This is a genomic window from Euzebyella marina, from assembly GCF_014855515.1.
GTDB classification, from domain to species: domain Bacteria; phylum Bacteroidota; class Bacteroidia; order Flavobacteriales; family Flavobacteriaceae; genus Euzebyella; species Euzebyella marina.
The window spans coordinates 102,467-119,037 of the sequence record NZ_JACYFK010000001.1; the positions used below are offsets into that span (position 1 = coordinate 102,467).

Annotated in this window: 10 protein-coding genes; 2 read left to right on the plus strand and 8 right to left on the minus strand. The window is 41.8% G+C overall.

Annotation, left to right across the window (positions count from 1 at the left end; translation table 11 throughout):
- Nucleotides 1-102: 102 nt before the first annotated feature.
- Nucleotides 103-3,477, plus strand: coding sequence for a TonB-dependent receptor (locus IL356_RS00445; protein WP_225621353.1), 3,375 nt, complete (start codon nt 103-105; stop codon nt 3,475-3,477).
- Nucleotides 3,478-3,497: 20 nt separating this feature from the next.
- Nucleotides 3,498-5,072, plus strand: coding sequence for a RagB/SusD family nutrient uptake outer membrane protein (locus tag IL356_RS00450; protein WP_121850596.1), 1,575 nt, complete (start codon nt 3,498-3,500; stop codon nt 5,070-5,072).
- An 87-nt stretch (nt 5,073-5,159) separates the two neighbouring features.
- Here the strand turns inward: IL356_RS00450 and IL356_RS00455 are convergent, their stop codons facing one another.
- From IL356_RS00455 to kefF, 8 genes are all read right to left on the minus strand, one after another.
- Nucleotides 5,160-5,684 (minus strand): RNA polymerase sigma factor, encoded by a 525-nt coding sequence (locus tag IL356_RS00455; protein WP_121847745.1) that lies wholly within the window; start codon nt 5,682-5,684, stop codon nt 5,160-5,162.
- Between the two features lie 140 nt (nt 5,685-5,824).
- Complete coding sequence (locus IL356_RS00460) at nt 5,825-6,679, minus strand: endonuclease/exonuclease/phosphatase family protein (protein WP_121847744.1); 855 nt, start codon at nt 6,677-6,679, stop codon at nt 5,825-5,827.
- A 7-nt stretch (nt 6,680-6,686) separates the two neighbouring features.
- On the minus strand, nt 6,687-8,420 hold the full coding sequence (locus IL356_RS00465) for a RagB/SusD family nutrient uptake outer membrane protein (RefSeq protein ID WP_121847743.1): 1,734 nt from the start codon (nt 8,418-8,420) through the stop codon (nt 6,687-6,689).
- Between the two features lie 11 nt (nt 8,421-8,431).
- Nucleotides 8,432-11,950 (minus strand): SusC/RagA family TonB-linked outer membrane protein, encoded by a 3,519-nt coding sequence (locus tag IL356_RS00470; protein ID WP_121847742.1) that lies wholly within the window; start codon nt 11,948-11,950, stop codon nt 8,432-8,434.
- A 105-nt stretch (nt 11,951-12,055) separates the two neighbouring features.
- On the minus strand, nt 12,056-12,991 hold the full coding sequence (locus IL356_RS00475) for a FecR family protein (RefSeq protein ID WP_162987808.1): 936 nt from the start codon (nt 12,989-12,991) through the stop codon (nt 12,056-12,058).
- A gap of 172 nt (nt 12,992-13,163) precedes the next feature.
- Nucleotides 13,164-13,541 carry a nuclear transport factor 2 family protein gene (locus tag IL356_RS00480; protein ID WP_121847740.1) on the minus strand — a complete coding sequence of 126 codons (378 nt, stop codon included), beginning with the start codon at nt 13,539-13,541 and terminating at the stop codon, nt 13,164-13,166.
- Between the two features lies 1 nt (nt 13,542).
- A complete protein-coding gene (locus tag IL356_RS00485; protein WP_121847739.1) occupies nt 13,543-15,453 on the minus strand; it encodes a monovalent cation:proton antiporter-2 (CPA2) family protein in 1,911 nt (636 codons plus the stop codon).
- 4 nt (nt 15,454-15,457) lie between these two features.
- Entirely contained in the window at nt 15,458-16,051 is a 594-nt protein-coding gene (gene kefF / locus IL356_RS00490; RefSeq protein ID WP_121847738.1) for a glutathione-regulated potassium-efflux system oxidoreductase KefF, read from the minus strand.
- Nucleotides 16,052-16,571: the final 520 nt, after the last annotated feature.

Consider the following 16,571-nt stretch of genomic DNA (forward strand, 5'->3'; position numbering starts at 1 on the left):
TTTGGAAAATTATTTAACTACCTAGTAATTAAACAACTTAAACTATTCAAAATTATGGAAAAAAAGGATCATTTTTTTTCAAAGGTCCCTATTATCAGGATAATGAAAATCTACGTCGTCTTAGTGGCCATTACTCTGGGCAAATTATTTGCTTCTGAGGTCAATGCCCAAAACATCTCGTTAGAGTTAAACAACGTAAGGCTAAAGAAGATACTCAACGAAATCGAGCGCAAAAGCGAATTCAGCTTTTTTTACAACAACAGTATCATTGACGTCTACAAAAAGCAGTCTTTGAATGTCGAGAACAAGAATCTTTCAGAAGTACTGGAAGCTCTTTTCGAAGATTCGAACATTGATTTTAGTTTCGTTCGTGATCAAATCATTTTATTTCCTAAAGACAGCCCGGAAATAAAAGAAAAAATCGAAAACCTATTGAACGGGCAAGTAGATAAACTGCCTTCGGTCTTGAGCCCGCAAAAAATCAACGAGCTCATTCAGACCAATGTACAATTTACTGTTCAAGGGGTTGTTACCGATAATGCGGGTACCCCAATACCGGGTGTTTCCGTTGTGGTGAAAGGCACTTCAAAAGGTACTGCTACCGATTTTGATGGTAATTATAGTATCATGGCAGATACCGGTGATGTTCTTTCTTTCAGTTACATCGGCTTTACTACCAAAGAAGTTGAGGTTCAAAGCGAGCAGACCATCAATGTTACCCTTGAGGAAAACGTTGACGCCCTTGAAGAGGTTGTCGTAGTCGGTTATGGTACTCAAAGAAAATCTGACCTTACTGGTGCCGTAAGCGCGGTAAGCAGCGAAGATCTTTTAAAAGCTCCGGTAAATAACGCCCTTCAAGGTATGAGAGGTAAGGTTGCCGGTGTGAATGTGTTCTTGAACTCTGGTTCTCCTACGGGATCACCAAGAATCGTAATTCGTGGTGTGGGAACCATCAACTCTTCATCTGACCCTCTTTATGTAGTGGATGGTGTTGTAATGGATGATATTAAGTTCATCAACCCTAACGATATTGAGCGTATGGAGGTTCTTAAAGATGCTTCCTCTGCTTCTATTTATGGTGCGCGTGGTGCCAACGGTGTTGTTTTGATCACTACCAAAAGAGGTGGTCAAGAAGGAAAAGTAACCATTGGTTATGATGGCTTTATCAGCGTTGGAAGCATTCGTAAAAAGATGGACCTTTTAAATGCAGATGAGTGGCTAGAGGTTGTTAGAACAGGTATGGAGAACACTCCAAAATACCGTCCTGATTCTCCAGCTCCGGTATTTACTACGAACGATCCGAATCTATTTGATGCTAATGGCAACCCATTATATGATACCGATTGGCAAGATGAGGCTACTAGAACTGCCTTTTCAACCAACCACCAATTATCGGTTCAGCAGGGTAACGAGAAATCTTCTGTGGGGGTTTTCCTTAACTATTCTCACGTTGAAGGTATCATGTTGAACAACAAGTTAGACCGTATCAGCGGTAAGATTGCCTATGATGTTACACCTAAAGATTGGTTGAAAATCGGTGTAAACCTTATGGTGAACGATGTGAAGGATACTGAATTCGAAGAAGGTGGCGGTGGTCAAGTACCACGTAGAACGATGATCGAGATGCCTCCTATCTTTCCGGTAAAATTCCCTGATGGAACATGGAGCAATAGCCAAATGATTTCAGATGCCTATAACTTGGAGTCTATGGCCAACCCTGTTCACGTATTGGAAACACAAGAACGTTTCTGGGAAAGAAACCAGTTGTTCGGTAACTTCTACGTTAACTTCAACATTCTACCTGGTCTTGACTTCAGAACCCAATTCGGTTTTGATAAGAACATCAGAAATAAAAAAGAATACTCTCCAAGAGATTTGGTCAACATTTCAGCACCTGATGGCTTTGGTAGAATATTCAACGAAAAAAGCACCTACTGGCAGCAAGAAAATTACTTGACATACACCAATGATTTTGGTAAGCACAGAATCAACACCATGTTAGGTTTAAGCTGGCAAGAGCGTCAGTACGAGTCTTCTACTATCTTCGCAAGAGGGTTTAGCGATGATTTCTTCAAGTACAACAATATCGGTTCTGCCAGTAACCCTAGCGCACCCGAATCTGCTACTGAAGAATGGGCATTGAACTCGTACTTCGTAAGGGCCGGTTATACTTTTGATGACAAATATCTGATTACTTTGACCGCAAGGGCCGATGGTTCTTCAAGGTTCGGTAAAGACAACAAGTATGGTTTCTTCCCATCCATCGGTGCTGGTTGGAATATCAATGAAGAATCGTTCATGGAGAACCTTGAGTTCATCAACCGTTTGAAATTACGTGGTAGTTACGGTATCACCGGTAACACTGAAATTCCTCCTTACAGCTCTTTGGCAACCGTTTCTGCCGGAACTGTTTTGTTGAACGGTACCCGTGTTAGCTCTAGTTCTGTTAACAGATTGGCCAACCCAGGTTTGGAATGGGAAAAGACAAGCCAGTTTGATATAGGTCTTGATTTAGCGGCCTTCAATTACCGTTTACGTTTTGAATTCGATTACTACGACAAATTGACCAAAGATCTATTGTTAGATAGACCGGTACCTTATACTTCAGGGTTTACCTCTGTAAGAGATAATATCGGTTCTGTTTCCAACAAAGGTATCGAGGCCATGGTTTCTGGAGAAATTATTCGTGGTACCGATTTCGGATGGGAATCTTCATTCAACATGAACTACAACAAGAACACCATCGAGAGTTTGGGTGAAAATGATGAGGATATCGAGCCAGGTCCGTTTTGGGTATCAGGTAGCCAGACAATCCTTCGTGTAGGTGAATCTCTAAGTTCATTCTATGGCTATGAGCGATTGGGCACTTGGGGAACCGACGAAGTAGCTGAAGCTGCTGAAGTGGGTGCAGTACCTGGTGAAGCTAAGCGTTCTGCTGATAAGAGAATTCTTGGTAAAGGTTTACCTGATGTTACCGGTAGCTTTATCAACAACTTTAGATATAAGAATTTTGACTTCACGGCCGATATTCAATTTGTTGCCGGTGTTGAAATCATGCAGCAGTACTACCACTCTACTGAAGACCGTTCAGGTATCGCCAACGGTTTGGCAAGTATTCTTTATGACGGATGGACCGAGGACAATCAGAACACCATGGTTCAGGAAATCAGAAACCAAGCTTACGCCGGGCAGAACAGCCAGGTTGACAGCAGATGGGTAGTTGACGGGTCTTACATTAGAGGTAACCTTTTCTCTTTAGGTTACAATTTCGATCAGCAATTCTTAGATCTATTCGGTTTCAATAGCCTTAGGGTTTACGCAAGTTTGGAGAATGCTTTTGTAATCCATTCAAAAGACTTCCAAGGATATGATCCGGAAGCTTCTTCTTGGGACAATAACCAGTGGGGACAGAATATTTTTTTCTTCCAGTACCCAAAACCAAGAACTTTCACCTTGGGTTGTAGCCTTAAATTTTAATGCTTAAAAAAGAAAACATCATGAAAATTAAATATATAGCTTGTTTAATAGGACTCGTTTTATTGGGGTCATGTGACGATTTCCTTGAAGAGGAACCGCTAAGCGAATTGAGCTCTGACCAGTTCTTTTCTGAGCCCGATCAGGCCTATAGTGCAGTTAACTCCTTATACAGAAACGGCGCACCTAACCTTACCGATGGTGGTGTATATAGTGGTACCCCATTAATGTTGGGCGCTTATATGAGCGGTTTCTTCACCAATGAGTACGCAGGTCAAGAATTACATGTAAGCAACACGCAACAATTGACCCTGAACGGTGATAACATCGGAGGTTATTTGCAGGATAGGTGGAGAGAACTTTATCTAGGTATCTCAAGGGCCAATAACGCCATTAAATACATTCCTGAGACTCCAGACCTAACGGATGCTCAGCGTAACCAACTAATTGCCGAAGCCAAATTCTTTAGAGCTTTTGCTTATTACTATTTGGTAAGATGGTTTGGGCCAGTGCCTTTGACTACCGAGCCTTACGAATCGTTGGATGGTCTTTATTTGGAAAGAAGCCCTATCGCCGATGTTTACGGTTTGATAGAGTCTGATCTTACCGATGCTTTGGAGCAAGGTAACTTACCCAAAACAACCATGGTCGATAACGGTAAAAGGGTAACTGCAGGTGCCGTGGCCACGTTACTTGCTGACGTTTATTTGACTATGAGCGGTAATCCTTTGAACGTTGATAGGTATGCCGATGCAGCTGGCTTGGCGCAAGACATTATCAATGGTGAATATGGTTCTTATGCATTGGTTCAGCACGATGAAGTTGATGGAGCTATAGACTTTGAGAATTCTGCTTATAACAAGATCAGAAAGTCAGATGCATCTGCTAGCGAGCATATTTACATCAAAGAGTACGATCCAGAAATCGGTACGGCCGTATATCCAAGATACTCTTATCCTGTAGCTTTGGCTTCAGAAGTATTGTACGATATTACCAACGGTGCCTACCAACCTTCTGATCAATTCTTGAATTTCTATAATTCCGATATTGATCTTAGGGCGCAAGAAAGACAGTTCTTTCACAGTACTTACCTACCAACAGGTCAGACTTTCGAAACTGCTCCTTTCGTATGGCACGATGACACCGCAATTTTTGAAACTGCCAACTCAGGCAAAGATTTCGCAGTGTATAGCTACTCAGATGTATTGTTGATCGCTGCCGAAGCGATTGCCATGTCAAGTGGTGTAAACGCGAATGCAGTTGATTATTTGGCACAAGTACGTGGTAGAGCTTATTGGACGACCGATGCGACCACTATTACTTCTGAATTGTCAGGTTTGGGTACCGATGCTTTCGTTGAAGAGGTTTGGAAGGAAAGACATAGAGAATTGGTTTTCGAATTTAGAAACTGGTTCGACATCGTTCGTACAGGTCAATTTCCTGTAGCTGATGCTCCTGGAACCATCTCTTTCGTGGCTGCTGTTGGACACACCACTGAAAACGGAAAACAAATTCAACAAAAACACATGTTATTACCCTTACCAGGGCCTGAACTACAGAGAAATCCTAGTTTAGGAAGCGATAACAACGGCTATTAACCAAACGGCCACTTATGTAAAAACCACCAACTTTCGTTGGTGGTTTTTTTATTTCTGTACCTTTGGTTCGTCTAAATCTGTACTCTTCTAATACACCTTAAAATATTGAAGGGCATTGCTAATATGCGTTTCAACGGTACGTATAGAAATGTCGAGTTCTTCGGCAATTTCTTTGTTACGGTAATTCTTTATTCGACTTAAATAGAAAACGTTTCTACATTTTCGCGGCAAACGGCTTAATAGATTTTTAAACTCTGATTCTAAATCGGTCTCCTTTTGCTTTTCTTCAATTTCATTGACCCCTGGCAATGCTTCAATGATGGTCTCATCTAAATCGACGTATCTATTATTGCGATAAACATTGATGATTTTATGTCGAAGAGCCGTTACTAAATAAGCCTCTAAGTTGACGATATTCAAATGACTTCGCTTCATCCAAAGAGTGGTAAAGAGTTCTTGAATAATATCTTCACTCAGTTGGCCGTCAGTTATCATTGCCTGTGAATACCTATATAATCGGTCAAAATATTTGTTGTAGACCATTTGAAAAGAAACATTGTCTCCCCGCTTAATTCCGTCTATCAGTTGTCTATCAGAAATTTGGCTGTTCATCTAATGGGTGGTATTGGCCATCTAAATTACAAGTACCTAATTCGTATATGGCCATTTAGATTTTATAAATAGGTTATGAAATGGTTAGACCTATTAAAATAGATGTCGCCCCTAAATGGGGCGACATCAGAAAAATGAAACTAACGCAAACTAACAATTGCCATTATCGGAAAGTGATCTGATATGAAATCACCTCCCCTTTGTCCGTCAAGGGTGTGGTGCTTTTTCACCTCAACCTTATCACTACAAAATATATAATCGATTCTTTCTCGTGTTTGGTCGGGCTCTAAAGCGAACCCGTTAAACGTATAGGTAGGGCCGTAAGTTTTTTGGGCCACTTCGTGAGTATCGTTGATACCAATTGCTCCAGTATTCGTGTCAACCAGCTCTTTATAGGCACCATTCGAAGGTGGAATATTGAAATCACCAGTCACCAAAAAGGGTATGTCACCTGCAATCTTGGCAATTTGCTTACGAAGCAATTTAGCACTCTCGAATTGTGCCTTCTCCCCTCTATGATCAAAATGGGTATTGAAAAAATAAAATTCATGCCCATTAGCTTTATGTCGTAGTTTAACCCAAGTTACGATTCTGGGCAATGCGGCGTCCCACCCTTTTGAATTGGTCTTTTCCGGTGTTTCAGAAAGCCAAAACGTATCGCTCTCCAATAACTCAAAAATTTCCTTTCGGTAAAAAACAGGACAAAATTCGCCTTCAGAACCTCCATTTCTACCGATACCCACATGGGTATAATCGGGAAGCCTTTCGACTAAATCTTTTAATTGGCTTTCAATCACTTCTTGGGCACCAAAAACATCCACCTCAAAGAAATTGATACTCTCCGCTACCCAATCCCTTCTATTTTCCCAAATATTGATTCCGTCTTTAGGATTGGCGTATCGAACGTTAAAGGTCATCGCCTTTATTGAATTTACCGATTGCCCCGAAACAAACATCGGGGCTACCAGCAAAAGTGTTATGATTATTCTTCTCATTTTCGTGTTATTCCCAACCTGGGTTTTGTTCTAAATTCGGGTTCAATTGTAATTCTACCCTTGGCAGCGGATATAGATAATCACGCTCTTCGTCGAATGTTCTATTATTAAAATCCGGTTGTGGGTCAATCAAGTTATTCTCATCAAAGAAAATGTCTGAATTGATCTTGATATACTGTACTCCTTGGGTTTGTCCCGCAGGTTCTGTACCATCGTATAAAACCACATCGATAGTACCGTCTTGATCCATATCGTATTCACCTGCTCCTGGAAAATAGAGCCCGCGCAAGGGCTGCGTAAGGGTCTGTCCCGATTTCCATCTTACAATGTCATCCCATCGGTGGTCTTCCATATACAGTTCGATTCGGCGCTCTCTTCTCAATTCTAGAATAATACCTTTGTTAGCACCGGCCAGAGTTGGGTATTGTGCTTCGATAAAGCTATCAGGCGAATTATTGGATTCCGTTAGATCCATCGGGGGCATGCCTACCCTATTTCTCAACAATTGAATGGATGCATCAAGATCAGCCTGTGTCAAAGTACCTAGTTCTGCCTTCGCCTCGGCAAAATTCAAAAGCACCTCACCGAATCTTAAAATCGGTAAATCGGTAATCGATTCATCATTGGTATCATATACAGGCTCAGTCACATATTTGGTCAATTGATAGCCCGTCATGGTCGCACCCAAATTGGGCGCCAAGGTCATCGCTTCACCCTTTCGCATGTAACCAGGGGTCCTAATTGTTTGGGACAATCGAGGATCTCTATTTGCAACCTCATCGGCAAACAATACTTGGTTGTAATTGAGTATATCTGTAAATCGCGAACCATCAACCATCAGATAGCTGTTGACCAAATCTTTTGGCATTCCGGGTCTACCATACGAGGATGTCGTTGTATAATAATTAACATTATGGTCAACGGCGACCGTCTGAGTGAACTGTCGACTTAAAATCATCTCACTTGTTTGGGCATCATGAGAATTAAAAAGTTCCATATAATCCATCTCGATGTTCCCCGTACTATAAACGGAATAGGGTGAATTTTGCATCAGTTGCAATGAAGCATCGACACTTGCATTCAGATAGGTTTCATATCCTGAAATATCACGGTATTTCTCAAAAGTACCCTCATAAAGGCCTACCCTCGATTTAAGGGCGAGCGCACTGTACTTAGTGATGCGATAGGCCTGTACTTCCTCATTAAGATTGGTGATGGCCCTATCCAAATCCTCCAAAATTCTATCGGTAATGAACTGCCTAGTTTCCCTAGGGGCTTGAAGACTTTCCATATCATCGGCACTCAGGGTAGTTTCATAAAAAGGAACCTCACCAAAGCGCTTCAACTTTTGAAAATAGAAATACGCCCTGAAAAAATAGGCTACTCCGCTAAAATGCCGCTTGGCCGCTTCATCTTCGCAACGCTCATAATTTTCCAATAAATAATTGATATCCCTTAGATAGCCCCAATCCCATCCACCACCGGTGGTAGGAATAGTTCTTGCGCCACGCATTTCATCACTTAACGTGGTAGAGATAATATTGTCGGCCATCGCATCACCATTATAAATTGAGGTGCTGGGGAACATTCTGTAGAAGCCGTTGGTATACAGCTGCAAATCACTTGCCTTAAGAAAGAAATTATTCTCTGTTACATCGGATAATGGTTCTTTATCAAGAAAGTCGTCGCTACAGCTGAACAGCAGTAAAAAGCATACTATTATTGTAAAATTAAATTTCATAATTAGAGACTTTAAAATTGTAATGAAATACCTAAAGAGTAAATTTTAGAAAAGGGTATCGTCTGCGCCGTACTTCTATTGGTCGAAGTAGATGGGGCATTGAAGTTTACCGAATTACTCGCCGCTTCGGGATCGATATAATCGGTGAGCTTACTGAAGGTCAATAAGTTTTCACCGCTGAAATACACCCGTAGTTTATTGAACGGAAGCCTATCGGATATACTGCTGGGCAAAGTATAGCCAAGGGTAACGTTCTTCATTCTTAGGTATGCGACGTTTTGCAGATACCTATTGTTGACGGCACCAAGTGCATCGTTATCAGAAAGGGCTATGTAACCGAATAATCTTGGAAAATAGGCATCGGTGTTTTCAGGTGTCCAAATATCATCGACCATATCTTTTCTAATGAAAGAATCGTACGGTCTGTTGTACATGGCCCAAAAAAGCCTTGAATCGGTATTCGGATACCAATCTTGCTTGCCCACCCCTTGAAAGAAAGCGGAAAAATCAAATCCCTTATAACCTGCATTCACCTTAAAGCTGTACAAATATTGAGGAGCGGTGTTTCCAATAATACGGCGGTCTCCTGAATTTTCGGCCGTATTCTCGCCTTCGTCGATCACCCCGTCATTATTGAGGTCGTTGTACTTGACATCACCGGGTTGAAGCCCTCCAGCAGCAACAATTCGGTTAGAGACACGTGTTTGGTCGGCATGGGCCGCAACTTCTTCCTCTGTCTGAAAAAGACCGTCCACATTATAGCCCCAAAGCTCACCAATGGTCATTCCTTCATAAAAATCCAACAAGCTGTTATTCGGGTTATCGAATCTGGTAATCTTGGTTTTTGAATTAGATAGGTTGGCAACAATCGAGAAATCGAAGGTATCGTTGCCCAAATCGAAATAATCATTGTAACCCAATGAAAGCTCGAAACCTCTCGTCTGTAAATCTGCCGCGTTTTCCTGTGGTGAAGGTGCACCCAATACACTTGGCAAAGTAGCCCCCTTGGTCAGCATGCCTTCGGTATCACGCTGAAACCAGTCAAAATTGACCGACAGCCTATTTTTGAAGAAAGAGAGGTCTGTACCTAAATTGAGGGTTTTTACCTCTTCCCAAGTAATGGCCCGAGGGTTCAAGTTAGGCGATTCGATATAGTCTAAAGTAGAACCGTCAATGGCGTAACCGGTATCGATATCTTTATTTAAAGTGGGGATGTAGGCATAATCAGCAATATTCTGATTACCTAAAGACCCGTAAGAGGCACGTAATTTCACCTGGCTGATTTCATTGATATCCTTCAAAAAATCTTCGTTTGATACTACCCAACCCGCAGAAACTGATGGAAAGAAACCCCAGCGGTAATCGGAGGGAAATCTTGAAGATCCGTCATACCTTCCATTTACTTCCAATAAATATTTCTTTTTAAAGTCGTAGGACAAGCGATAGAAAACACCTTGCAACGCCCATGCGGAAGCACTCCCGTTGGCTTCGGCATTGGAGGTGGCCAACCCTAAAGAATTCAAATCGTCACTGATGCTGTTCATTTTGGTGGCCTCGATACTTTTTGTTTCGTACGATTCTTGATTGAACCCGACCATACCGCTTAAAAAGTGGTTGCCCAGTTGCTTTTTATATTCCCCATATATATTAAAGGCATTATAGCTTGACTGCGTATTGTATTCTCTCAACCTATCGGCACCCATGGTACCGACCTCACCCACAAATATGGAATACGGAATTCTTGTTGAACGTTGATACCTGTTATAGGTCTGCTTTCTCAGGGCGTAACTGGCCGTGATATCAAAACCGTCAAACGGACTAATAACCGCAGTGGCGATATTGGAAAACTCTTGATTATCGGTTTCCTGTTTAGATTTACCATGCAGAAGTGCAGCATACACACCATCACCGACAGTATAATTGTTCAATTCGGTTCGCCAAAGAGCATTACCATCTGGGTTCGTCGGCATGTACGCCGGAAGCGCATGTACCCACAATAAGCTACCCCATGGGTTGGCAAAATCACCATACTGGCTACCGCCATGCTGCAGGTCGCTCGAGCGGTTGTATTGCATGTTATTGGTAAACGTAATCCAATCATTGGCATCTACCTCCAATTTACCACGAAGGTTGTATTGTTTAAAAATGTCATCTTGCACCTTTAAGATTCCGGTCGATTGGTAATTGCGGTACGAAAAGAAAGTCCGTACTTTTTCGGAACCTCCTGATAAGGAAACGTTGGTTATGTTAGATGGAGCGTTCTTTCTAAAAAAGGTGTTCCACCAATCGGTAGCGCCGTAATGAACATATTGATCCCTACCGTTTCTATTGTCGATTACGACCCTGGCCAATGAAGGGTCTTGAGAAACTTCAAGCAAAGCGGCATAATCTTGCTCGCTATACCCCGTATACGACCGCCCAACAGCTGTTCTAAAAGCTTCATCGACCAACATAGTCGATTTATAAGGATCGGTCAAAAAATCGGTATTCATCGTTGGGGAGCTGAAAGCCGTAGTGTTGCTTACGTTCACCGTAATATTGCCTTCTTTTGCCCTTTTGGTAGTTACCAAAACCACCCCGAAAGCACCACGCGCCCCATAAATGGCAGAAGCACCTGCATCTTTCAGAACACTTATTGATTCAATATCATCGGGGTTCAGGTTATTGATGTTGCCCTCTACCCCATCGACAATAACCAAGGGAGAACCACCATTGATCGATGTAAAGCCGCGAATATTGATTCTTGGCGATTCACCAGGTTTGCCACTGGTTTGCGAAATGTTCAGGCCTGGGCTTACCCCTTGCAGCGCATTGGCGGCATTTGAAAGCGGTCGGTTCTCAATGGTCGAAACATCTACCTTTGTAACCGCATCGATCAGCTTTTCCTTGCTTTTGCTTCCGTAACCCACAACGACCACCTCTTCAAGCATTTGCTCATCAGACTTGAGCTGAACGACCAAATTTGATTGTGGCTCGGAAATATCCAAGGTTTGGGTCACCATGCCCAAATACGAAAATGCCAAGGTGCCGCCGCGTTGTAAATTGATAGTAAACATTCCATCAAAATCGGAGATTACGCCATTTTGAGAGCCCATTTCCATGATGCTGGCCCCCATAAGGGCATTTCCCTCACCATCTAGTACCTGACCAGAAACTTTGATACGGTCTTGATTGATACTTTTTAATGTTACGGTTACCGTATTTGCGATGATTTTATATTGAATAGGAAAGCTTTGGGAGATTTCATGCATAACGGAAGGCAAAGGGGTGTCATTAAAATCGATACTGCGCTTTTGGCCTAGCTCCATTACATTTTTATTATAAACAAAAGACACTTCAGATGATGATTCGATATCATCGAAAAGTTCTATTAGGGTCCTACTTTTTTCCGAAAGCGTAATCTTGATATCATCTTTCGATTTTTCGAAGGGCACATCGAAAGGACTGGCCAGCGATTTTAAACTGAACCAAAGAAGCAGGTAAGCCAACATTTTAGGCTTCACTCTTATTTTTAGTATTTTTATTTTCATTTTAGGTTTTCTATTAGTTTTTCAGGCTTTTAGTGAAATCTTCGGCCTTTTCTATTGGCGTAGAAAAGGCTTTTTTGTGGGTTGATGTTACATAGGCTATGGTTGTTAAGGAACTATTCGATAGGTTTCAGGGGTTATTTCTTCAAATTTTGCTTGCAGTAGAAAACTGAGGCTTTCAAAGGTTTGCTGCAGTTCGGGGTTCTGGTACTTGCCCATGATTTTTCTATCGGCAAGGTCACCTTCGGGCATTTCTATTTTAATGTTGAACCAGCGCTCGATGATCTGCACTGCTTCCTTAACTGTTTTATTATCAAGGTGGATGGTGTTAAGCGTCCATGCCCGGTCTACCATGGCATTTTTTTGTGCCTTTCTAAAGGCATGGGTATTTTTATGGTAATGCAATTGTTGGTCGGGCAGTAATATTTCGTTGACACCTTTCTGGTTTGAGACCCTTACTTTTCCTGTGGCCACACTTACAGAAATACTATCGTTTTCAGGAAATGCGTTTACGTTAAAAGAAGTACCTAGCACTTGGGTTTTTACACCTTCCGTCGAGATTACAAAGGGATGCAGGGTGTCGCGATGTACATCGAAGAAAGCTTCCCCAACGAGATTCACTTCGCGCTTTTCACCTTTAAAATATGTTGGAAATTCAATGCGGCTGCCTGAGTTCAGTAGTACCTTAGAACCATCTGGCAAAATGATTTCTTTCTTCTGACCATACTCAGTCTGCACCCATTGAATTTCTGGGTCGCTACTGCCGTTGAAAACCATAAAAAGGCCGAATAGCAGAGCAATGCTAGCTGCTACGGCCCATACAGGAGGAATACGGAAGGTAGATTTTTGTTGCTTAGCCCCGAACAGGGAAGATTGAAGTCGGATATTGACTCGGTCTTTGGCAGCATCACTAGAAGAACTAAGTACCGAGGCGCTATCTTTTAGTTTAGCCTTAAAGTACTTTTGCACCAAAAGGTCTTCTTCAGGTGAGGTGAGACCGGCCTGATGCTTCTCGAGAAGCTTTATAAATTCATTAGTTTTCAAATTCAACTATTATATGTTCCTATTAAGAGGACACATAAAAGCGCTCGTACACGTAAATTGAAAATGAAAAATCAGCGCATTTAATGTTTTGGTAACACAGCGCACGGTAGCCGATAATGGAAAGTTAACATTACGGTATTTTGGCTGACCGAAGTTATTAGTCAGAAGTGACCTAATACATGGTATTAGGATTTTCAGAAGTCTCGGGAATCTGTTGAATACTGTCCCAATGTTCGCAGATTTTGCCTTCGGTATCAAACCGGAAAAAATCCATTGTAACGTATTGGTCGTTGCCTGGCCAGATTTGGCGAGTATGCAGAGCCACTAAATCACCTTCCGCAATACAGCGAACAAACTCTATGGTTTTATAAGGATATTCCTTTTGCATTCTTTCAAAATAGTCGATAAAACCTTCTTTACCGTCGGCCACATGAGGGTTGTGTTGTATGTACTGTTCTCCCACATAAATTTCTATCGCCTTCTTCGGATTACCTTCGTAAGCGGTTCGATAAAAATCGATAGCGGCTTTTTTGTTTCGGTCTAAATTCATTTCATGGTTTGTTAGACTTCTTTCGATTAGCGGCAGCAGCGGCCATACGCATTTGCTCACTGTCCCAATGATTGTCGTTCTGGTAAATGCCCCGTTGCCAGTCTTGGTCCATTACCTTTTCTTGTTGGGCCATTTCTTCGCGAGCCTTAAAAATATATTCCTTTTCATCTTTGGGCCGTTCAGCAGCCAAGCGGCGAAGGCTTTCTTCGTCTAACTTAATAAAATTCTGTGCCTGACGATAGAGCGTATATTTGCGAAAACCCATTTTACTGAGTACGTCGCTGGCCATTTTTACCGAAGTATCGAGCGATTCACGGTAAATATTCTCTACCCCCATATTCAAAAGTTCATAGGCCTCGTACCTATTTTTCGCCCTGACCATCATGTCAACATTTGGGTATTTCTTTTTGACTATTTCAATCAATTTGCGCGTAGTGGCAGGGTGATCCAATGCGCTTATCAGCACTTGGGCATCGGCAATACCCGCAGATTCCAACAAATCGATGCGTGTGGCGTCACCATAGTGGACTTCAAAACCCATTTTTCTTAGAAAATCGACCCGGTTGGAGTCAAAATCAAGAATGGTCGCCTCAATACCATGCGAACGCAGAAAACGCCCAATGGTGCTTCCGAAATGACCAAATCCCACCAAAATAACCTTATGCTGTTTGGCAATATGGTCGATAGGCCTTTTCTCCGTTTCCCGAGTACCTATATTAGGCAAAATAAGCCGTTCGTTCATCATTGCCAATATAGGCGTCAAGGCCATGGTCAATGCCGTTACCACTAACATGGTATCCATCTGCTCACCACTCAATATGTTCAGTTGAAAAGCAAACGAAAGCAGAACAAAAGCAAATTCACCAATTTGTGCTAGGCCTATGGTCAGAAGCAATCGTTGATCTAACTTGAGTTTAAAAAGCGCTCCTACAGCGTATAATACCAATGCTTTTAAAAGAATGATGGAAAAGAGGAGTCCGCCAATACCCCATGGATTTTCTTTGATGACAATAAAATTGATGGATGCCCCCACCGCAATAAAAAACAGACCCAACAATAGGTCTTTGAAAGGCTCGAGAGTACTTTCCAGCTCGTGCTTAAATTCACTCGTAGCTAAAACCACCCCGCCTAGAAAGGCACCCAGTGCAGGACTCAATCCTACCAATTCCATCAAAAACGATATCCCAAAAACGATGAGTAAGGCAGAAGCCGTCAATAATTCCCGAACCCTGGTCATGGCCACTTTCCGCAGCATGGGTACAAAAAGGTATCGGCCCGCAACGACTATTAAAACAACTGATACGATAATGGCCAATGTCTGTAAACCCAACGGTAAATTCTCCAGAAGATTGGCGTGGTCGCTATGCTCCTCTGCAGGTAAGGTAGCTGTATCCATAGAAGACAACAACGGAATAACGCCCAACATGAAAATAACGATGATATCTTGAAACAACAAGATGGAAAAAGAAGATGCCCCGTAGGTGGTTTCAAAAAGATTCTTCTCTTTAAGTGTTTGGAGTGTAATGGCCGTAGAAGACAGGGCCACCGCCATTGAAAAAGTTAGGGAAACCTCATACGAGTATCCCATCATATCAAATAGAAAGTACGCCACCAGCATGGTAGCTAGTACCTGCGCGCCCCCCATGCCCAAAATGGTCTTACGCATGTTCCAGAAGTTCTTGGGTTCGATTTCCAATCCTATGAGAAAAAGCATCATAACCACTCCGAACTCCGCAAAATGGAGAATATCTTCCCCTTCCTCTCCGACAAAACCCAGTACATAAGGGCCAATCAATATACCCGCCATGAGATAGCCCAAAACCGAACTAAGCCCGAGCCGTTTGGCCAAAGGAACACATATCAAGGCCCCTGCCAAAAAAACGATAGCCTCAAAAAGAATACTTCCCGTCATGAAACTAGGTATTAAGTTGTTCCAAATCGTTCAACATAGAACAATCCTTCATTGCTTGTGGGGAGCAGTCATCTTGCAAAAACTGCAGCATTTGAGCGTATTGCCTGCCCATGTCAAGAAGTTCATCGTCAGAAAGGCGGTGCGTTCCCATAATGGCAAACGGGGGCAAGTATTGCATACCACAAAGTCGTGCGGTCTGCTCAAAGGGTCTTAAAAATTCATTGACGGAATAGTGGTTGCTACCCTCCGAGCAATAGAGTTCACGAGAGCCTCCCGTAGTGATTACATTGAGGCACTTTTTGTTCAAAAGGGCCTTACCATCCGGCCCGTAGGCCCAATTATACTCTAAAACGAGGTCTATCCACTGCTTCATCAATGGCGGACAACTGTACCAATACATCGGATGGTGCCAAACGACAATATCGTGCTGCGCCAACAGCTCTTTTTCAAAAGAAATATTGATATGAAAATCGGGATAGTGCTCGTAAAGATCATGAAAGGTCACGCCTTTCATTTTCTCTATTTCGCCTACCAACATTTTATTGGTTCGGCTTTGCTCGAATTTGGGATGGGCAAAAAGAATTAGGATGGAGTTCATGCCCGAATTTAAGGGAAAAAAATTTCAAATCATAAGTATGAATGTTGAATGAATCAGCTAAACTTCGCTTGAATAAAAGATTAGAAATTTCCACTAGCCATAGTATTATAGCCCTATTTATCTTCACAAATAAAAACGAACTTTTTACTGAGGCCTTTCTAAAAAAGTGTCAAATCTTAAAAAGTTAAAACCTTATTTTTTTCTATCTCAAGAATTAGAATCACAATTATTGCTAAATAAAATTCAATGTTAATTCCAAAATTAAAATGTACAATTAGCAATAAAACCGCTCCATAAAAAACCATCAAGAAATATTTTATAGGAAAAAGAAGCAATTAATGATTTCTTCATCTTGAAACAGTAAAACTTGTAAAGAGATTTTTAATTTGATACTATAAATATTAAAAAATTTCAATTTGAAAGTTTAATACCATTTTTATTCATTTCATCCACATTTAAGGTGTTTTGTCTATACTTTTAAGATATGTACTTTCAATAAAAAATTTAATCTTACTTTGGC

Bases quoted from the DNA above. Each gene is read 5' to 3' on its own strand.
- IL356_RS00450 (WP_121850596.1), top strand. From the start codon at position 3,498: ATGAAAATTAAATATATAGCTTGTTTAATAGGACTCGTTTTATTGGGG.
- IL356_RS00460 (WP_121847744.1), bottom strand. From the start codon at position 6,679: ATGAGAAGAATAATCATAACACTTTTGCTGGTAGCCCCGATGTTTGTT.
- IL356_RS00480 (WP_121847740.1), bottom strand. From the start codon at position 13,541: ATGAATTTAGACCGAAACAAAAAAGCCGCTATCGATTTTTATCGAACC.
- kefF (WP_121847738.1), bottom strand. From the start codon at position 16,051: ATGAACTCCATCCTAATTCTTTTTGCCCATCCCAAATTCGAGCAAAGC.
- IL356_RS00455 (WP_121847745.1), bottom strand. From the start codon at position 5,684: ATGAACAGCCAAATTTCTGATAGACAACTGATAGACGGAATTAAGCGG.
- IL356_RS00470 (WP_121847742.1), bottom strand. From the start codon at position 11,950: ATGAAAATAAAAATACTAAAAATAAGAGTGAAGCCTAAAATGTTGGCT.
- IL356_RS00485 (WP_121847739.1), bottom strand. From the start codon at position 15,453: ATGACGGGAAGTATTCTTTTTGAGGCTATCGTTTTTTTGGCAGGGGCC.
- IL356_RS00465 (WP_121847743.1), bottom strand. From the start codon at position 8,420: ATGAAATTTAATTTTACAATAATAGTATGCTTTTTACTGCTGTTCAGC.
- IL356_RS00445 (WP_225621353.1), top strand. From the start codon at position 103: ATGAAAATCTACGTCGTCTTAGTGGCCATTACTCTGGGCAAATTATTT.